This is a genomic window from Massilia sp. UYP32, assembly GCF_050434365.1.
GTDB classification, from domain to species: Bacteria; Pseudomonadota; Gammaproteobacteria; order Burkholderiales; family Burkholderiaceae_D; genus Telluria; species Telluria timonae.
In genome coordinates this window covers 18,012-37,465 of sequence record NZ_JBNDIK010000031.1, presented here as the reverse complement: position 1 = coordinate 37,465, position 19,454 = coordinate 18,012, and the positions used below count along the sequence as shown (strand labels likewise).

The window sequence follows — 19,454 nt, the reverse complement described above, 5'->3', positions numbered from 1 at the left end:
AAACATGATCGACAAGAACCAATCCGTGGTGGTGGTCGGCGCCGGCCTGATGGGCACCGGCATTGCGCACGCTTTTGCCAGCAGCGGCTTCGCGACCCGCCTGGTCGACAGCAATGGCCAGGCGCTGGAGAAGGCGCTCCAGAATATCCATGCGATCCTTGACGGGGGCGTCAAGCTCGGCAAGCTTGCGGCGGACGTGGCTGAGGCGGCCAAGGCGCGCCTGACGATCCACACGTCCCTGGCCGAAGGCGCGCCAGGGGCCAGCCTGCTGGTGGAGACCGTGTCCGAGAACTTGGCGGTCAAGAAGGCGGTGCTGGCCGAGGCCGTGCCGCTTCTGCTTGACGGTGCGCTGCTGGCGACCAACACCTCGGCGCTGTCGGTGACCGAGATCGCGGCATCGGTGCCGCATCCGGAGCGGGTGATCGGGATGCACTTTTTCAATCCGGTCCACAAGATGAAGTTGGTCGAGCTGGTGCTCGGCATCGCCACCGATGCTGCCACCGTCGCGCTGACGCGCGAATGGGTCGAGGCCATCGGCAAGACCTCGATCCTGGTCAACGAATCGCCGGGACTGACCACCAGCCGCATGTCGGCGATGCTCGGCAACGAGGCGATGTGGATGCTGCAGGAGGGCACCGCCAGCGCCGAGGACATCGACACCGCGCTGCGCATGGGCTTCAACCATCCGATGGGCCCACTGGAACTGGGCGACCTGACCGGTTGGGATACCCGCCTGTCGGTGCTGCGTTACCTGCATTCGACGCTGGGCGAGAAGTTCCGCCCGTGCCCGCTGATCATCAAGATGGTCGCCGCCGGACGCCACGGCCGCAAGACCGGGCACGGGGTGTACCAATACGACGCGGCCGGGCAGCGCGTGCCGGGTTCGGGCCTGAAGGCGAGCAACCTATGAACGACATCTACATCGTCGAAGCGATCCGTACCCCGGTCGGTAAATACAAGGGCAGCCTGGCCGGCGTGCGCGCCGACCACCTGGGCGCCCACCTGCTGGGCGAACTGGTCGCCCGCGCCGGCATCGACGCCGCCGAGGTGGACGACGTCATCTTCGGCTGCGTCACCCAGGTGGGCGAACAGTCGGCCAACATCGCCCGCACGGCGGTGCTGGGCGCGGGCTGGCCGGCCGCGATCCCGGGCCTGACGATCGACCGCAAGTGCGGTTCGGGCGAGGTGGCCGTGCACATGGCCGCCGGCCTGATCGCCGCCGGCGCCGCCGATGTGGTGGTCGCGGGCGGCGCCGAGAACATGAGCCGGGTGCGCATGGGCGGCAACCGTGAAATCTACGGCGAGGCCTTCGGCGCGCTGGCGTCCGCCAGGTATGAGCTGACCAGCCAGGGCGAGGCGGCCGAGCGGGTGGCCGACAAGTGGGGGCTGGGCCGGGAACAGCTCGACGCCTATGCCGTCGAGAGCCACCGTCGCGCCGCCGCCGCCGCCGCCGCGGGGTGGTTCGAGCGCGAGATCGTGGCGGTGCCGGTTGCAAGCCTGAAGGACACCGCCTATGCCGAGCCGGCGCCGGACAGCTTCGGGGCCGACGAAACCATCCGTCCGGGCAGCAATGTCGAAAAGCTCGCCACCCTCAAGGCCAGCTTCCGCGACGACGGAAAGCTCACGGCCGGCAATTCGTCCCAGATCTCGGACGGCGCCGCAGTCCTGCTGCTGATGTCCGGCGCTGCGGTGGACCGCCTGCGGGTGAAACCGCGGGCGCGCATCCGCGCGTTCACGACGGTCGGCTCGGATCCGACCCTGATGCTGACCGGCCCGGTGGCCGCCACCCGCAAGGTGCTGGAGAAGACCGGGCTGGGCGTCGACGACATCGATTTGTTCGAAGTGAACGAAGCCTTCGCGCCGGTGCCGCTGATGTGGGCGCAGGAGCTGGGCGTGGCGCACGACAAGCTCAACGTCAACGGCGGGGCGATCGCGCTCGGCCATCCGCTGGGCGCCAGCGGAGCCCGGATCATGACTTCGCTGCTGCACGAGCTGGAACGGCGTGGCGCGCGCTACGGCCTGCAGGCGATCTGCTGCGCCGGCGGCATGGGAACGGCCACGCTGATCGAGCGCCTCTAGCACAGGCAGACACGGTGCGGCAGGCCGGCATAGAACCGGCCGCCGCAAGAAGCAGCACCTACAACGAGGAGACAGCAATGCACATCGACCTGAGCGGCAAGCGGGTGATCGTGACCGGTGCTTCGCGCGGCATCGGCTTGGCCATCGCGCGCAGCTTCGCGGCGGAGGGCGCGCGGGTTGCCGTCTGCGCCCGCAACCTGGAAGCGATCGAGGCTACCGGGCGCGAACTGGCGACCCGGGCGCAGTCCGTGATCGCGCGCGCGGTGGACGTCACCGATACGGCTGGCGTCAAGGCCTTCGTCGAGGAAGTCGCCGCGACCTGGGGCGGCGTCGACGTCCTGGTCAACAATGCGGGGCAGGGGCGTGGGGGCAACCTCGACACGCTCACGCCGGAACAGATCCTCGAGCACGCGAACATACTGCAAATGGGGCATTTCCGCTTCGTGCAGGCGGTGGTGCCGCACATGCGCCGCCAGCGCTGGGGGCGGATCATCGAGATCAACGCCCTGGCCGGCGCCATCCCGACGCCGGACGGCATCCCCTCGGTCATCAACCGCGCTGCCTGCCTGGCGCTGTCCAAGTCGCTCGGCATGTCGCTCGCCAGGGACAACATCCTCGTCAACTCGCTCAACATGGGATGGATCGATACCGGCCAGTGGGACCGCCACTACGGCGAGGTCGGACCCGGCGTCTCGCGCGCGGAGTTCGACGCCATGGCGCTGAAGGTGGTGCCGCTGGGACGCTTCGGCAAGCCGGAGGACGTGGCCGGCATGGCGCTGTTCCTGGCCAGCGACTACGCCTCCTTCATCAGCGCCGCATCGATCGACATCTCGGGCGGCCTGCAGGGGCAGATCGCCTACTACCCGACGCTCAAGCGCGAATTCGCCGAAATGGCCAAGAATCGCGTGATTCTAGATACAGAATCCTAATCGAATAGTAGAATTCCGCGATTAATCGCGCTACAATCAATTTGCATCACGCGTCTCGTTTCCGTTGGGCCGAAGACAGTCGAGCAGCACGGTTCACTGGAATGACAATCTGGCAGTGCTGAACGATTCAATAAAAGCGGTTCAACCGCTATAACAGGAGACAGGTCCATGAACCAAGCAAGCGGTATGCATCGCCACACCTGTCACGCGGTGCGGTCCATCGCGGCAGCCGCCGCACTTGCCTGCGCCGTCCCGGCGTCGGCAGCCGAAATCATCGTCGCCAATCCCGATATCAAGATCCGGCTCGACGCCACGATCCGCTACACCGGCGGCGTCCGCATGGAAGGGCAGGATAGCCGCCTGCTGCGCAACTACATCTACGACGAGGGCGATTCGAAGTTCGACAAGCACGACATGGTGACCAACCGCGTCGACGTGCTGACCGAGTTCGACGTCAGCTGGCGCAACAAGATCGGCGCGCGGGTGTCGGCCGCCGGCTGGTACGACGAAGCATATGACGACCACGAGGTGCGTTCGCCCGCCGGCCTCTTGACCGCTTACCGCAACGGCAGGTACAACAATGAGGTGAAGCGCTACGTGAACGGGCCGTCCGGCGAGATCCTCGACGCCTTCGTGTGGGGCAATGTCGACCTGGGGCCGGTGCCGCTGAACATCAAGGTCGGCCGCCAGACCAATGTCTGGGGTGAAGGGCTGCTGCTCGGCGCCCATGCGATTTCCTATGCCCAGTCTCCGGTGGACGGCGTCAAGGCCGCGATCAATCCGGGCGTCGAGACCAAGGAAGTGTTCCTGCCGATCGGCCAGGTGGCGCTGAGCGCCCAGGTGACCGACAATCTGACCCTGGTCGGCCAGTACTATTACGAGTGGAAGCCGACCCGGGTCCCGCATGCCGGCACCTATCTGATGGGCGCCGATACCGCACCCTCGTCGGATTACCTGGTGTTCCCGATCCCGGGCGTGGCGGCGCAGATGATCGAGGCGCGCAAGCCGGGCGACCACGGCAACTGGGGCGTCGGTGCGCGCCTGAACGTCGAGGCGATCGAATCGAGCTTCGGCGCCTACTATCGCCGCTTCGACGACTACTCGCCGGAGTTGGGCGTGCAGCTGCTGAACTTCAGCGGCCCGCTGCCGACCCAGGCACGTTTCGTGTACCCGGACAAGATTGATCAGTACAGCCTGAGCTTCAGCCGCGTGATCAAAACCGTGGCGGTCGGCGCGGAACTGTCGTATCGCAAAAACGGCGCCCTGAATACGCCGTCCTCGATCACGACGCCGACCGGCGCGCGCGGCGATACCTGGCACGCGGTCGTCAATGGCATCTACATGCTGCCGGCGACACCGCTGTGGGCGACCGGCACCCTGGTCGCTGAACTGGCCTATAACCGTCTCGATGAGGTCACCACCAACCCGGCGCTGTACCGTTCGGTGGGGGCGGCGAGCTGCGTGGATTCGCGCACCAGCGTGGCCCGCTCGGGCACCAAGGATGACGGCTGCTCGACCAAGGACGCATGGCTGATGGCCTTGCGCTTCACCCCGCAGTACCTGAATGTGCTGCCTTCGTGGGACCTGTCCGTGCCGGTGAGCGCCACCTACGGGATCTCGGGCAACGCCCCGTCCTCCGGCGGCGGCACCGAAGGCGAGCTGCGCTGGTCGATCGGCGCCACCGCCACCTACGCATCGAAGTATGAATTCTCGCTCCTCTATGCCGACCGCAAGCTGCCCGTCCGGGAGCTGAACGGACGGATCACCGGGGGCGCGGCCCACAGCAATTCGTCGGTCGGCGTCATCGACCGCGGCTGGCTGTCCTTTACCTTCAAGACGGCATTCTAAGCGCCGCAAACAGGAGACTCGACATGAACATCAAGCGACTCATCATCGGCTCGCTGGCAGGGCTGGCAGGCCTGGCCAGCGGCACGCAGGCCCAGGTCACCCCCGACGAGGCCAAGCAGCTCGGCAGCACGCTGACCCAGCTCGGCGCCGTCAAGGCCGGCAACAAGGAAGGCACCATCCCGGCCTATACCGGCGGCCTGCAGAAGGCGCCGGCCGGCTTCAAGGCGGGCAGCGGCGTCTGGGCCGACCCGTTCAAGGACGAGGCGCCTGTCCTGCGCATCGACGCCAGGAACTACCAGCAGCATGCCGACAAGCTGTCCGACGGCCAGAAGGAGCTGTTCAAGAAGCATTCGGGCTTCTACATGGACGTGTACCCGACCCATCGCACCGCCGCGGTGCCGGAGCGCGTGCTGGCCAAGACGGTGCGCAATGCGACCAGCTGCAAGACCGCCAAGGGCGGCCTGGCGGTGGACCAGGCCTGCCGCGGCGGCATCCCGTTCCCGATCGCGAAGACCGGCAACGAGATGATGTGGAACCAGCAGCTGCGCTACAAGGCCGACACCACCACCCGGTCCTCGCGCTCGTGGGTGGTCGACGCCAGCGGCAAGGCCGTCATGACCTCGCAGCAGCAGACCTTCGAGGAAACGCCGTACTACCACGAGGACCTGGATGGCCGCGACGAGCAGATGTACTGGCGCACCTACTCGGTCACCAGCGCGCCGATCCGCAAGGCGGGCGAAGTCACCGGCCTGATGGACTTCCTCGACCCGACCCAGAAGCCGCGCCGCGCCTGGAGTTATGCGCCGGGCCAGCGCCGCATCAAGCTCGCGCCCGAGTTCTCCTACGATACCCCGGTGGCCAGCATGGGCGGCGTCACGCTGTTCGACGAGCTGTTCGTATTCTCGGGCCAGATGGACCGCTTCGACTTCAAGCTGGTCGGCAAGAAGGAAATGTACGTGCCTTACAACGCCTACAAGCTGTACTTCGGCTGCGGCGTCGAGGAGCAGTTCAAGGAAAAGTACCCGAACCCGGCCTGCTGGCGCTGGGAGCTGCACCGCATGTGGGTGGTCGAGGCGACCCTGAAGCAGGGCTTCCGCCACGCCTACGCCAAGCGTACCTATTACATCGATGAAGACAGCTACGGCGCCATGCTGTACGACGCCTACGACCGCAGCGGCCAGCTGTACCGCTCGATCTTCAACTCGATGATCCAGCTGTACGACGTCGATGCGCCGTACACCGTGAAGAACGTGATCTTCGACTTCAACAAGGGCATGTATGCGCTGGTCAACGACGGCCTGGTCGGCGGCTATGCCGTGGTGACCAAGCCGCGCTCGAACCGCGACCTGAACCCGGAGACCATCGTGGCGAAGGAAACCGCGCGCTGATATAGCGCCGTTTTCCGCGAGTGCTGCCCGCCGCCTGCAGGCTGCAGCGGCGGCGCGGCAGCCGTCTAGATACATGCACGACCACGGAGTCTCCGGTGAACAGCTTCAAACTCTTTTCCTACGGCCCGGGGCGCCACGCCCCGGCGCCGTGCCGCGCGTCGATGACGACCCGCGCGGCGATCCTTTGCGCTGCCGTCCTTGGCGCCGCGCTTCCCGCCAGGGCGGAAGTCCTGGACAGGCCGGCCGAGCGCTCGGCGGCCGCATTCAAGCGGCCCATGACCGGCATCGCAGTCCAGGGCGACAGCGCGATTTCGGTGGGCGTACACGGAACCATCCTGGTGTCGCAAGATGCCGGCAAGACCTGGAAGCAGGCCGTCGTGCCGGTCTCCTCGGATCTGACGAACGTACGGTTCAGCGGTCCAAAACTGGCTTGGGCGGTAGGGCATGACGGCGTGGTCCTGCGCAGCCTGGATGCCGGCCAGACCTGGACCCGGGTCCTTGATGGACGCACCCTGCTCGCCGTGCTGGACAAGCACTATCGCGCCCAGGTCGCGATGGGTGTCGCGGACGCCGCCGCGATCGTCGACGAAGTCGCGCGCGCGGCGGCGCTGTCGGCGACGCCCGGCGTGCTGCCTTACCCCTTCCTCGACATTCGCATCGGCGCCGACGGCGAAGGCTTCGTGGCAGGCGCCTTCGGGCTGCTGCTGCGCACCGGCGACGGCGGCAAGACCTGGGAACCCTGGCTGGAAAAGGCCGGGAACGACCGCCGCATGCACCTGTATGCCCTCGAGCAGACCGCCGACGGCAAGCTGTACCTGGCCGGCGAACAGGGCCTGCTGCGCAGGCTCGACCGCGCCGCGGGCCGCTTCGTCGAGGTCGCGACGCCTTACGGCGGCACCTGGTTCGGCCTGGCCTCGAACGAGGCCGGGCTGGTCGCCTTCGGCCTGCGCGGCAACGCCTACCTCAGCGCCGACGGCGGGACGGCCTGGAAGCCGCTGGCGCTGGGCACCCAGGCAACCGTCGTGGGCGCGTTTGCCTGCGCACCCGGCGAACTGGCCTTCGTGACCCAGGCCGGCCAGGTCCTGATCCACCGCGGCGGCGCCACTGCCGATGCGCAGGTAGCCCGCAATGGCGAAATATTCGGCGCCGCGCCCGCCGGAAGCGGGCAGGTCGCCCTGGCCGGCACCGGCGGTGCACGGTTAGCGAAGCTGCCGGGCTGCGGCGCCGATGCCGCAAGAATGGGGAAGAACTGACATGGCCGCCCACAGCGAACAGCCGCGCATGCCCGTGATCCGGGACCTGCAATCCTTCGACCGCCGCTCGGGCAACCTGCTCGAGCGGGTCATCTTCAACAACCGCATCCTGGTGCTGCTAGCCTGCCTGCTGGCGACCCTGTTCCTCGGCTACTCGGCGACGCGGATCAAGGTCAACGCCAACTTCGAGCGCATGATCCCGCTCGGCAGCCCCTACATCCAGAACTACCTGGCCTACAAGGACCAGCTTCCGGGCCTCGGCAACACGGTGCGCATCGTGGTCGAGAACAAGACCGGCGACATCTACGACCCGGCCTTCCTCGAGGTCATGCGCAAGGTGAACGACGACCTGTACATGATCCCGGGCGTCGACCGCTCCTGGATGAAGTCGATCTGGATGCCGATCGTGCGCTGGCGCGAGGTGACCGAGGACGGCATCACCGGCGGCGCGGTGATGCCGGCCCAGTTCGACGGCAGCCCGGCCGAACTGGCCAAGCTGCGCGAGAACGTCGCCAAGGCCGGCATCATCGGCCGCCTGGTGGCGCTTGACATGAAGTCGAGCATGATCGTCGCGCCGATGCTCGACACCGACCCGAAAACCGGGGAAGCGCTCGACTACGGCGCTTTTTCCCAGCAGCTGGAACAGAAGATCCGCAGCTACGAGAGCGACAAGGTCGGCATCCACATCGTCGGCTTCGCCAAGATCGTCGGCGACCTGATCGAAGGCCTGAAGTCGGTGATGCTGTTCTTCGCCGTGTCGGTGGCGATCGCCACCGTGTTCGTCTACCTGTACACGCGCTGCCTGCGCAGCACCGCGCTGCTGGTGAGCGCGGCCGTCCTCGGCGTGGTCTGGCTGCTGGGGCTGATGCAGCTGCTCGGCTACGAACTCGATCCTTATTCGATCCTGGTGCCCTTCCTGATCTTCGCCATCGGCCTGTCGCACGGCGCCCAGAAGATGAACGGTATCATCCAGGACATCGGCCGCGGCACCCACCGCTACGTGGCGGCGCGCTACACCTTCCGCCGCCTGTTCGTCGCCGGCGTGACGGCCCTGCTGGCCAACATCGTCGGCTTCGCGGTGCTGATCATCATCGACATCCCGGTGATCCGCGACCTGGCGATCACCACCAGCATGGGCGTGTCGGTGCTGGTGTTCACCAAGCTGTTCCTGATCCCGGTGGCGCTGTCCTACATCGGCATCAGCCCGAAGGCGGCCCAGCGCGCGCTCGAGGAAGACCAGGAAATGGCCCAGGGCCGTTCGGTGCTGGGAAGGGTATGGGCGCGCCTGGACCGCCTGACCGAACGGCGCTGGGCGATTCCGACGATCGGCGTGGCGCTCGCCGTGACGGCGGTGTCGGCGGTGGTGATGCAGGACCTGCGCATCGGCGACCTCGACGCCGGCGCGCCCGAGCTGCGCCCGGATTCGCGCTACAACCGCGACAACGCCTACATCACCCAGCACTACGGCCTGTCGAGCGACCAGTTCGTCGTCATCATGAAGACCGCCGACGAAGGCTGCCGGCTGGTGTCGGCGCTGAACCGGATGGACGGCCTGGCCCAGCTGCTGCGCGCCGACCCGGCGGTGCAGACCACGACTTCGCTGGCCGAGACGGTGCGTTTCACCACCGCCGCCATGACCGAGGGCAGCGGCAAGTGGCTGACGATCAGCCGCAACCAGTCGATCACCGACGGCGCGATGTCGGCCGCCGCCATCGCCACGCCCGACATCACCAACCAGAGCTGCTCGGTATCGCCGCTGGTGGCCTACCTGGCCGACCACAAGGCCGACACCGTGGCCCGCATTCTGAGGACCGCCGAAGGCTATGCGCAGCTCAACAACACCGCGCCCGGCGCCAAGGAACCTGTCGAGTTCCTGCTGGCCGCCGGCAGCGCCGGCATCGAGGCCGCCACCAACATCGAGGTGGGCAAGAGCATCATCACGATGTACCTGGCGGTGTACGGCTCGACCGCACTGCTGTGCCTGGTGACCTTCCGCAGCGTGCGCGCCACCATCGTCGCCCTGATCCCGCTGGTCATTACGACCATCCTGTGCAAGGCGCTGATGGTCTGGCTCGGGATCGGCCTGAAGGTCGCGACCCTGCCGGTGATCGCGGTCGGCGTCGGGGTGGGCGTCGATTACGCGCTCTACCTGCTGTCCGTGCAGGTGGCCTGCCAGCGCCGCGGCGACAGCCTGCGCGCGGCCTACCGCCGCTCGCTCGATTTCACCGGCAAGGTGGTGGCCCTGGTCGGCCTGACGATGGCCGCCGGCGTCGTCACCTGGGCCTGGTCGCCCATCAAATTCCAGGCCGACATGGGCATCCTGCTGACCTTCATGTTCCTTTGGAACATGCTGGGGGCGCTGATGCTGACGCCGGCCCTGTCGTACTTCCTGCTCAATCCAAAAAGCGCACGTGAAGATGCGCGCCTGACCCCAACACTGGAGAAGAACTATGTTTGACCTGCTGCTGTCAGCCGACATGATGCTGCCCGACCCGGACGGCATGACCGAACTGCTGGTGAAGAAGCTCGGCGTGCACAGCCACCCGAACTGGCGCCAGGCCTTCGACAACCACCCGTACATCGCGCACTTCCTGCGCGTGCACAAGTCGCTGGCCGTGTCGCCGACGCGCCTGGAGCCGCAATGGCACCTGGACTACGAGAACCCGGGCGACCCGATGTTCCACGAGTTCCTCGAGAGCCTCAAGGACTACCAGGGACGGCATCGCCCGATGCTGACCCATTCGGTCGTGCTGGCGCTGCAAGGGCCGAAGTTCGATGCCTTCGTCGACAAGCTGATGCGCCGCGGCCTGGCCTTCCGCATGGCGCAGCGCACGCCGGAGATGCCCTTTGACCGCCTGTGGCTCGGCGCCACCCCCGAGCGGCCGCGCTACTCCCCGGAAGTGGACGGCGGCCTGTGCATCGAAGTGATGCCGACCGAGCCGCTGCAGATGCCGCCGGAAACCTTCGCTGCAACGCCGGCCCAGCCGCGCGATCCGCGTCCGGGCGACATGGTGCGCGTCAGCTCCCGCGCCTTCCTGGTGCGCGACCTCGACCACACGCTGCGCTGCTGCTCGAAGAACCTCGACTGGGAACCGCAGGGCGGGGTGGAACTGCTCGGCCGCGAAGGCCAGCGCCGCGCCATCATGCCGTTCACGGTGGCCAACAGCGCGGCGCTGCACGTAATCCAGCCGACCGCCTGGAACACCCCGGCGGCGCATTACCTGAACAACTGGGGCCCGGGCCTGTATTACATCCGCATCGCGGTGAATAACCTGGCGGCCAAGGCCGAGGACCTGCGCGAACGCGGCACCAGATTCACCTGGGTCGAGGAGTCGGAATCGGCCGATGGCAAGCCGCTGATCCGGATCGACGCATCCGAGCTGCGCGGGCAGCTCATCGAGTTCGAGGAAGCCTGACATGGACGTGCTCGACCAGAACCCGACAGCCGCCGCCACAGTGGCCGTGGTCAACAGCGCCGTCGCCATCGAACGCGAGGGCGCGCTGGCCTGGGTGGTGCTGACCCGTGCCGCCCAGATCAATGCCATCAACGACGACATCCGCCAGGGCGTGCCGCAGGCGCTGCGCGAACTCGACGCCGACCCCGAGGTGCGCGTCATCGCGATTCGCGGCGACGGACAGCGCGGCTTTTGCGCCGGCGCCGACATCAAGGAAAAACGCGCCCCCGAGAGCGCCATCGAGGTGCGCCGCCGGATGCAGGGCGCGCGCTGGATCGAGGCGATCGACGCCGTGCAGAAGCCGGTCATCGCGGCCGTCCATGGCTACTGCATGGGCGGAGGCATGGAACTGGCGCTGGCCTGCGACATCCGCTTCGCGGCGCCCGACGCTATCTTCAGCCTGCCGGAGACGGCGCTCGGCCTGATTCCGGGAGGCGGCGGCACCCAGCGCCTGGCGCGCGTCGTCGGCCCGGGGCGGGCGATGGACCTGCTGCTCACCGGCGAGCGGCTCGATGCCCGGGCCGCCAGGGATATCGGACTGGTCACCCGCATCGCGAGCGAATCCGGCGCGCTGGTCGAGGAAGTGCGCGCCTTCGCGCTGCGCATCGCGGCGCGCGCACCCGCCGCCACGCTGTCGGTCAAGCGGGCGGCGCGCAGCGCCCTCGAGCTCGAACTGCGCCAGGGCCTCGACCTCGAGCTCGACCTGTTCGCGATGCTCAAGCCAAGCGAGGACGCGCGGGAAGCCGCACTGGCTTTCAGCGAGAAGCGGCCGCCCCAATTCACCGGCCGCTGAAGGCGGCACACTGACGGAGACAGCAAGATGAATAACAAGAAACTGGAAGGCCGGGTCGCCATCCTGACCGGTGCCGGAAACGGACTGGGCGCCGAAGCAGCGCGCGTGCTCGCCGGGCATGGAGCGCAGGTGGCGATTGTCGACATCGACGGCGATGCCGCACGGCGCGTGGCGGCGCAGATCGAGGATCAAGGCGGACAGGCGCTTGCGGTGCCGTGCGATGTTTCCCTCGAGGCCGAGGTGCGCAACATGGTCGAAACGGTCGTCGGCCGCTTCGGCCGCGTCGACATCCTGCACAACAATGCCGCCGTGCTGAGCGTGGAACAGCGCCAGCGTGACCGCGACGTGATCAACATGGATGTCGAGGCCTGGGACCGTGCGATGGCGGTCAACCTGCGCGGCGCCATGCTGTGCAGTAAATACGCGATCCGCGAGATGCTCAAGAACGGCAAGGGCTCGGTGATTTTCGTCACCTCGGGCCTGGGTGTGCAGGGCGACCTGTCGCTGTCCGCCTACGCGGCGTCAAAGGCAGCCCTGATCATGCTGAGCCGCTCGGTGGCGGCGCAATATGGCAAGCAGGGCATCCGCTCGAACGCGCTGCAGATCGGCCTGGCCCCGGCCGAGAATGCGCACAGCAGCATGCCGGCGCCCCTGCTCGACATCCTGCGCGACAACCACCTGACCCCCGAGCTGGGAACACCGCGCCAGATCGCCGACGTGGTCGCCTTCCTGGCATCCGACGAATCCGCCTTCGTCACCGGCACCACGCTGGTGGCCGACGGCGGCTTCGGCAGCCACACGCCCTCGCTGGTGGCGATGAAGGCCCTGTTCGCGCAGACCGGCGCGAAGGGGATGTGATGAAGGCCGCCATCATCCATGAACGCGGCGCCGCCCCCGTCATCGGCGAGTTCCCCGAGCCGGGCCCGCAGGACGGCGCCGTACTGATCGAGGTCGACACGGCGGGCCTGGGCGGCTGGGACGTGCTGGGCGCCTACCGCCTCGGCGTGCAATACCCCTGCGTGATCCGCGGCGAGGGCGTCGGACGGGCGCCTGACGGACGGCGGGTCTACTTCGGCGAACGCTCGGTGCTGCCTTACGGCGCCTGGGCCGAGCGCACCCTGGTGCCGGCCGAGGAAGTGTGGGAGGTTCCGGACGATGTCGACGATCGCACCGCCATCACGATGGGCATCGCCGCCACCGGCGCCCTGGTGCCGCTCGAGCAGGCCAGGATCCAGCCGGGCGAGCAGGTACTGGTGCTGGGCGCCACCGGCACGCTCGGCCAGATCGCCCTGCAGCTGGCGCGCTATCTCGGTGCCGGTCGGGTGGTGGCGGCCGCGCGCTCGGCCGAGGCGCTGGCTAGATTGAAGGAGCGCGGCATCGCCGACGAGGTCGTGGTGCTGGGCGGCGCGGACGACGTCGCGGCGCTCAAGGCGGCCGCCGGCGAGGGCTTCGACGTGGTACTCGACCTGGTCTGCGGCCAGCCGATGATCAATGCGCTCAAGGCCACGCGCTGGGGCGCGCGCATCATGACGATCGGCACCGGGGCCGGGCGCCAGGTGAACCTCGACATCGCCGACCTGCTGTTCCGCACCCTGTCGTGCATCGGTACCGGCCAGCGTCCGCCGGCCGACCGCCGTGCGATCTGGGAACGGCTGCTGCGCATCGCGCGCGAGCAGGACATCCAGGTCGACTACGCCGACTTCGCCTTCGACGACGCAGGCAAGGCTTGGGCAGCGCAGGCCGGCGGACCGCATGCGAAGATCACCGCGCGCCTGCGTGGCTGAGGGAGTGTGCCGATGACGACTGGACAATGGTGGATCGTGGCGCTGTCGGAGCAGCTGGCTCCGGGCAAGACGCTGGCGGCGGTGTGCGACGGCCGGCAGCTGGCCCTGTTCCGGAATAGCGAGGGCGAGGCCTTCGCACTGGAAGACCGCTGCCCGCACCGGCGCGTGCCGCTGTCGCCGGGACTGGTCAAGCCGGGCGGACTGCAATGTCCTTACCACGGCTGGACCTTCGACGGCGTAAGTGGAAAATGTACCGACATCCCCAACCTGCGGCGCGAGGAGAAGATTCCACCGGCTGTGGCACAGGCTTACCCGGTCGCGGAACTGAACGGTTTCGTGCATGTCCTATTAGGTGATGCCGCGCGCAGTGGCGAATCCGATGCCGAACTGCCGGCAGCCGCCTACCGCGCGGGCGGACGCGAGTACAGCGGAACCGCCGTGGCGGGTATCGCCTTCGAGGAATACCTCGACGTCATGCTCGACGGGCCGGAATGCCTGCTGGACTTCCCGGGCGTCGCGATCACCGATTTCTTCCTGGGCGATCCACGCCGCGACGGCCGCCATCTGGTGCTCGACCGCGGCGCCGTCTGGAAGGGCAAGGGCATCGGACCGGCCTTCGTGCGCGACCACCCGCTGCTGGTGCGCACCCGGGTCCCGCTGGCTGGCGGCGACCTCATGGTGGAGCTGCTGGACGCCGGCGAGCGCGCGCTGGTGACGGTACTGGTCGCCGCCAGCGCCAACCGCCGCGGCACCACCAGCCTGGCATGGCGCGGGTTCGCCCACGCGCATGCGGGGGACGCGCCGCTGGGCTGGCGCCTGCGCCGGCTTGCCGGCAGTGCGCCGTTTGCCGTCAAGAGTATGATCGACGGACGTGCCGTCGCCGCCCTCGAGGTGGCGCCGTCGCGCGATCGCAGGCCGGTCGCGTCATCTGCGCAGGAAAGGAGCTTCGCATGAAGCCGGAAGACAAGGGAATACGCTTTGCCGCGCCGGACGAGAAACGCGACTGGGTGCCGGGTAACATCGACCTGCGCGATACCTGGTTCCCGGTGGCCTACAGCGCCGACATCGGCGGCCGGACGGTGCGCCGGGTCATCCACGCGCAGGACGTCTACCTGTGGCGCGAGCAGGGCCGCGTGCGCGCTGCCGAGCTGCATCCGGAACTGTCCGGGCAACTGCGCCGCCGGCCCAGCGCTTTCACAGGCGGATCGGGCCACTACCCGGTCCGGGAGCGCTATGGCTACGTCTGGGTCTGGTATGGCAATCCGGACAATGCGCATGAGGAGCTGATCCCGCGGATACCCTTCCTGCCCGCCGACGGCATCGGTATCCCACGCTACACCCAGCGCTCGGTGCGTTTCGATGCGTCCTCGCCGCTGTCGGTCGAAAACCTGATCGACCTGACCCATGCCGATTTCCTGCATGCGAACACGATCGGCGATGGCCAATCCGACAGCGACGTCGTCGAGTTCAGCTCGACCTCGGAGACGCTGACGCGCACCCGCATCGTGACCCGCAAGTCGGTGGCGCCGGTGATGCGCTGGATCGGGGGCGTGCGCGCCCAATACCAGGACCTGCGCGCGGTGCTGCATGTCCACCTGCGCAACAACCTCTGCATTTCCTACCCCAGCTTCGAGCCGGGCTACGCGATCCCGAACGTGCAGCCCTTCGTACCTGTCGGCAGGCACCGCAGCCGCGTCGACCAGACCAACTACACGGTGCATGCGCCGGCGCCGTTCCGCTGGCTGATGCCGCGCATCTCCTACGTCATCCAGCCGCAGGACAATTCGGTGCTGCGCCCGCAGAACGCGCGTTACTTCGACACGGGCCAGCGGCGCGACCTGAGCTCGCGCTTCGACGCGCCGGGCAACCGCTACCGCGTGCTGCTGGCGCGCCTGGCGCAGCGCCAGCAGCAGGGCGACTTCAGCTACGGCGCCGACGCCGATCCGGCGATGGACATCTCGCAGCTGCTCGGCATGAAGGCCTGAGTGCGGGCCGCGTCCACGGCGACTGCGCCGGGCACCTTCGGGATCACCCTGATCCTGGCCGGGCTGGCGATGCTGGGGCCGTTCTCGATCAACGCCTACCTGCCGTCCTTCCGCGAGATGGCCGTCGTGCTGCGGACCGATGCGGTGGCCTTGCAGCAGACCATCTCCGTGTATTTCTTCGCTTTCGCCTTCATGTCGCTCTGGCATGGGGCGATATCGGACTCCTTCGGCCGGCGCAGAGTGGTGCTTTGGGGCCTGGCGGTCTATGCGCTGGCCTCGCTGGGCTGCGTGTTCGCCACGGCCGTGGAGCAGTTGTGGCTGCTCCGCGCGCTGCAGGGATTCTCGGCCGGCGCCGGCATCGTCATCGGTCGCGCGGTGGTGCGCGACCTGCACGAAGGTCCGCTGGCACGGCGCATGATGTCGCAGGTCGTGATGATCTTCGGGGTCGCCCCGGCGATCGCGCCGCTGGTCGGCGGCGCGCTGCAGATCGCGTTCGGCTGGCGCTCGGTGTTCCTGTTCCTGGCGCTGCTGGCCGCCGGCCTGCTGGCGGCGGTGGTGCTGCGCTTGCCCGAAACCCTGCCGCCCGAGGCGCGCCGGCCGTTCGATGTGGCGGACCTCGGACGCGGCTATCTTGCACTGCTGCGCAACCGCGGTTTCGTGGCCTGGACCCTGGCGTACGCGCTGATGTTCGGGGCCTTCTTCATCTATGTCCTGTCGGCGCCGGTGTTTGTGATGACCCACCTCGGCCTTGGGGAAGGCGACTTCATCTGGCTGTTCGGGCCGGCCACGGCCGGGCTGGTGTTCGGTTCGGCACTGGCGGGCCGGGTGGCGGTGCGCTGGTCGCTCGGGCGCACGCTGGCGGCCGCGTTCACCCTGATGGGCGCGGCAAGCGGCTACAACCTGCTAGTGGCATGGACGGCGCCGGAGGGCGCAGGCTGGTATGTCGCCTACCTGTTCGTCTTCAACCTGGGGATGTCGCTGGCGATCCCGGCCATGACCATCCGCGGCCTGGACTGTGTGCCGGACCGCCGCGGCATGGGCTCCTCGGTCCAGCTGTTCGTGCAAACCGCTTTCAATGCCGTCCTCGCCGCCTTGATCGCGCCCTTGATGTGGGGTTCGCCGCTGTCGCTGGCTTGCGGCGCCGCCGGACTGTGGCTGTGCGCCGGCGCGGGCGTGATTGCCGCGCTGCGCCTTGCAAAAGAAAACCCGCCCGGCGCCTGACGGCGGCGGGCGGGTTCGCAAGGGCGGCCGCTTACAGGAAGATGCCGAGATTCGGCGTTCCCAGCACGGCCTGGTCGATGATGACCTCGCGCCGCGCCAGAAGGTAGCCTTCGTCGGTCTTGCGGATCACGTCGTGGCGTTCGCACGGGATCAGGTCGAACGTGTCCTTGTCGAAGCGGTTGCGGGTCAGCAGCAGGTAGCTGTGGACCTTGAACTCATTGTCCTTGTCGGTGCGGTAGACCCGGATGTTCGACACCATGTGCTTGGTGCGCGAGGGCGGATCCTCGCCCCAGGCGCTGCGCGTGTCCATCACCCGCATCACGCGCAGCATGATCGAACGGTAGTCGTCGAACATGTGCTGCACGGTGCGCACGACCGACTTGTCCTGGTCGCGCGTGGCGCGGGTATGGCGCAGGGGCACCGTGTATTCGATGTCCTTGGCGACCATCGCGATCCAGTCGCGCAGGCGCAGCGTGTCGAAGTATTCGGCTTCGTCGTACATGAATTCGACGATGTCGTTGTACACCTGGCTGCCGATGGCGACCCGGTTGGCGCGCACCGAAGGCGGCAGCGGCGTCGGTTCGAGCGGATTCTTTTCCATGTGAGTCTCCTGATGGTGTTGTAGGGGTTCGCGCTGATCGTTCATTCGGCGGTCATCAGCTCGTGCCAGTACTTCCACCATGCCCACTGGGTGTCGTCTTTCGTGAAGCCGTCGCCCACATGGCCGGGGCCGGGCCAGCCTTCCGGGGCGCCCTTGTCGAACTTGGCCTGGTACTTCAGGGTGATGGTCTTGCTGACCGCGCCCTTGGCCACCTCGGTCTGGTGCGGCCAGGTATCCGAGTCTTCCATCTCCACCATGCCCGAGGTGCCGAGCATCTGGACCGACTGGCGCAGCATGCGCGCCTTGAGTTCCGGCGGCGTGTCCTTCTCGGCGAAGATCCAGTTCATGAACTCGAGCTTGTCCGGTCCCTTGGGAATGTAGGCATGCAGCGCGCAGGCGCCGACGATGGTGCCGTCCGGCTGCGGCAGGTAGATGAACTCGAACAGGCCGTTCGGGAAGAAGCCGCCGACCTGCGGCGGGCGCCAGGACATCAGCTTGAGCTGGCCGTCGTCGAAACGTTCCAGCAGTTCGGGGACCATCTCGGGCGTGATGCCCGGCGGGGGCAGGGCCCTCAAGCGCTCGACCGGGGACAGCTCGGCCGGATCCTTGCCGGTCAGGCGGACGATCTTGCGGTCCAGGTCGATGCAGCGCATGGCGTGGCCGTGGTCGGTCCAGACTTCGCTGCCGTACATCTCGGGCGACAGGTCGGCGCCCTTGCCTTCGGCGTCCGGCTTCTTCGCGTAGGGGCCGACTTCGGCCAGCCAGCGGTGCAGTGTGAGCGTGTGGAAGCCATCGGCGGCCGATTGCTCGCAGGCGGTTTTCCAGTTGGCGTTCAGGCGGAAGCGCTGCGGCGGGCCGAGCACCTCGAGGCCGCCCTCCGTGCGCAGGAACAGGGTATCGAAATAGTATTTGGCGTCGCCGAAGAATTCCTCGAGGCTCGGGCCGTCGATGTTCCAGGTGGCGAAGATCAGGCCGCCGTACAGCGCCACGCGCGCCTTTTTCAGGCCCAGCTGGTCTTTCGGCGTCATGTTGCCGTGCATGCATTCCTTCTCGACGGGGGCGCCGATGAAGTCGCCGTTCGGCTTGAAGGCCCAGCCGTGGTAGATGCACATGTGAACGTTGGCATTGCCGGCGTCGTGCGTCTGCACCTTCATGGCGCGGTGCGGGCAGACGTTCAGGGAGACGTGGATCTCGTTGTCGCGGTCGCGCGCGACGATCACCGCATCGGAACCCATGTCGCGGGTGATGAAGTCGCCCTTGTTCGGGATCTCGGTCTCGTGACCCAGGAAGATCCAGGTCTTGGCGAAGATCCGCTCCATCTCCAGCTCGTACAGCTCCGGATCGGACAAGGCCCGTACCTTGACCTCGCGTGTCTCGTGATTGATCAGGTCCGAGATCCTGGTCCCGTCCCGCAGTCTCGTTTCGGCATTCTGGTGCATCGTTGTCTCCTTTGTTTTACCTTCTGTTTAATTGTACACAAATAAGAAGTATGTTCAACAAATGAATGCGGTGGGCGCGAATTATTTCACCGTGCGGGTACAAAGAAAGACAACGGTGCTAGGCCTGTTCCGTCGCCGCGCTTTCGGTGGGGCTGCGGCGCAGGACGACGGGAGTGCCGCCCAGGCGTTTTTTCACGAGCCACTGGGCCAGTGAGGCGTCCATGTAATCGGCATGGGCCGGGAACCAGCGGCTCAGTTCCCGCGCGAGGGCGCGGCAGGTCGCCTCATGCCCGCCGCCCGCCAGCAGGGCGCGCACTTCATGCACCGACGCCAGGACGGCCTTGTGTTCATCGATGTGGCACTCGGCGGCGGGGAAGCCGGTGGCGAGCATCGACTGGCGTTCGTCCTCGAAGTGGCGCTCGGCGTGGCCGGCGAAGTCATCGAGCAGGCGCGCGAGCTCGGCGTCGGGAGCCGCCAGCATGGCGCCGACGAGCTCGACGAACTCGCGGTGGGTGGCGTCCATGGCCTCATGGCCGACCAGGAAACGGTCGGACCAGGTGAAGAGTTCTTCGGTGTTCGCCGACATGTGCTTGCCTCGCTAAAAGAAATGTGTGACACTTTTTGATAAAGTGTCTACCAAAAATGGTAGCACAGGTTTGCAGGCCTTCTGCAAAATCGA

At 67.3% G+C, this 19,454-nt stretch carries 17 protein-coding genes; 14 read left to right on the top strand and 3 right to left on the bottom strand.

The window, feature by feature from the left end; translation table 11 throughout:
• The first annotated feature begins 4 nt into the window (after positions 1-4).
• From ABIB42_RS22125 to ABIB42_RS22060, 14 genes are all read left to right on the top strand, one after another.
• Complete coding sequence (locus tag ABIB42_RS22125; protein WP_005666956.1) at positions 5-910, top strand: 3-hydroxyacyl-CoA dehydrogenase; 906 nt, start codon at positions 5-7, stop codon at positions 908-910.
• Positions 907-2,079, top strand: coding sequence for a thiolase family protein (locus ABIB42_RS22120; RefSeq protein ID WP_005666958.1), 1,173 nt, complete (start codon positions 907-909; stop codon positions 2,077-2,079). Before ABIB42_RS22125 ends, ABIB42_RS22120 begins: the two co-directional genes overlap by 4 nt.
• 77 nt (positions 2,080-2,156) lie before the next feature.
• The gene (locus ABIB42_RS22115) at positions 2,157-3,008 is read left to right on the top strand and encodes an SDR family oxidoreductase (protein ID WP_005666960.1); all 852 of its coding nucleotides are present in this window, start codon (positions 2,157-2,159) and stop codon (positions 3,006-3,008) included.
• 168 nt (positions 3,009-3,176) lie between these two features.
• Positions 3,177-4,856: a DUF1302 domain-containing protein gene (locus tag ABIB42_RS22110; RefSeq protein ID WP_429249002.1), complete on the top strand. Its 1,680-nt coding sequence runs from the start codon at positions 3,177-3,179 to the stop codon at positions 4,854-4,856.
• A gap of 23 nt (positions 4,857-4,879) precedes the next feature.
• Complete coding sequence (locus ABIB42_RS22105) at positions 4,880-6,244, top strand: DUF1329 domain-containing protein (protein WP_429249001.1); 1,365 nt, start codon at positions 4,880-4,882, stop codon at positions 6,242-6,244.
• Positions 6,245-6,339: 95 nt separating this feature from the next.
• Positions 6,340-7,497 carry a WD40/YVTN/BNR-like repeat-containing protein gene (locus ABIB42_RS22100; RefSeq protein ID WP_083415442.1) on the top strand — a complete coding sequence of 386 codons (1,158 nt, stop codon included), beginning with the start codon at positions 6,340-6,342 and terminating at the stop codon, positions 7,495-7,497.
• 1 nt (position 7,498) lies between these two features.
• Positions 7,499-9,955: an efflux RND transporter permease subunit gene (locus ABIB42_RS22095; protein ID WP_005666967.1), complete on the top strand. Its 2,457-nt coding sequence runs from the start codon at positions 7,499-7,501 to the stop codon at positions 9,953-9,955.
• Positions 9,948-10,913 carry a lactoylglutathione lyase gene (locus tag ABIB42_RS22090; RefSeq protein ID WP_071362788.1) on the top strand — a complete coding sequence of 322 codons (966 nt, stop codon included), beginning with the start codon at positions 9,948-9,950 and terminating at the stop codon, positions 10,911-10,913. The genes ABIB42_RS22095 and ABIB42_RS22090 overlap by 8 nt, the downstream gene beginning before the upstream one ends.
• Before the next feature lies 1 nt (position 10,914).
• Positions 10,915-11,745, top strand: coding sequence for an enoyl-CoA hydratase/isomerase family protein (locus ABIB42_RS22085; RefSeq protein ID WP_005666971.1), 831 nt, complete (start codon positions 10,915-10,917; stop codon positions 11,743-11,745).
• A gap of 27 nt (positions 11,746-11,772) precedes the next feature.
• Positions 11,773-12,603 (top strand): SDR family NAD(P)-dependent oxidoreductase, encoded by an 831-nt coding sequence (locus ABIB42_RS22080; protein WP_429249000.1) that lies wholly within the window; start codon positions 11,773-11,775, stop codon positions 12,601-12,603.
• Positions 12,603-13,529 (top strand): quinone oxidoreductase family protein, encoded by a 927-nt coding sequence (locus ABIB42_RS22075; protein ID WP_005666975.1) that lies wholly within the window; start codon positions 12,603-12,605, stop codon positions 13,527-13,529. Before ABIB42_RS22080 ends, ABIB42_RS22075 begins: the two co-directional genes overlap by 1 nt.
• 12 nt (positions 13,530-13,541) lie before the next feature.
• Positions 13,542-14,483, top strand: coding sequence for a Rieske 2Fe-2S domain-containing protein (locus tag ABIB42_RS22070; protein ID WP_429248999.1), 942 nt, complete (start codon positions 13,542-13,544; stop codon positions 14,481-14,483).
• Positions 14,480-15,514 (top strand): hypothetical protein, encoded by a 1,035-nt coding sequence (locus ABIB42_RS22065; protein ID WP_005666981.1) that lies wholly within the window; start codon positions 14,480-14,482, stop codon positions 15,512-15,514. Before ABIB42_RS22070 ends, ABIB42_RS22065 begins: the two co-directional genes overlap by 4 nt.
• Positions 15,515-16,735, top strand: a complete 1,221-nt coding sequence (locus ABIB42_RS22060) for a multidrug effflux MFS transporter (protein WP_005666982.1) — start codon at positions 15,515-15,517, stop codon at positions 16,733-16,735.
• Between the two features lie 31 nt (positions 16,736-16,766).
• Here the strand turns inward: ABIB42_RS22060 and ABIB42_RS22055 are convergent, their stop codons facing one another.
• The 3 genes from ABIB42_RS22055 to ABIB42_RS22045 all read right to left on the bottom strand — a co-directional run bounded on the left by ABIB42_RS22055 (position 16,767) and on the right by ABIB42_RS22045 (position 19,361).
• Positions 16,767-17,336, bottom strand: a complete 570-nt coding sequence (locus ABIB42_RS22055; protein WP_005666984.1) for a 3-phenylpropionate/cinnamic acid dioxygenase subunit beta — start codon at positions 17,334-17,336, stop codon at positions 16,767-16,769.
• A 41-nt stretch (positions 17,337-17,377) separates the two neighbouring features.
• Positions 17,378-18,775, bottom strand: a complete 1,398-nt coding sequence (locus ABIB42_RS22050) for an aromatic ring-hydroxylating dioxygenase subunit alpha (RefSeq protein WP_005666985.1) — start codon at positions 18,773-18,775, stop codon at positions 17,378-17,380.
• A 118-nt stretch (positions 18,776-18,893) separates the two neighbouring features.
• Positions 18,894-19,361 carry a bacteriohemerythrin gene (locus tag ABIB42_RS22045; protein WP_005666986.1) on the bottom strand — a complete coding sequence of 156 codons (468 nt, stop codon included), beginning with the start codon at positions 19,359-19,361 and terminating at the stop codon, positions 18,894-18,896.
• Positions 19,362-19,454 lie beyond the last annotated feature (93 nt).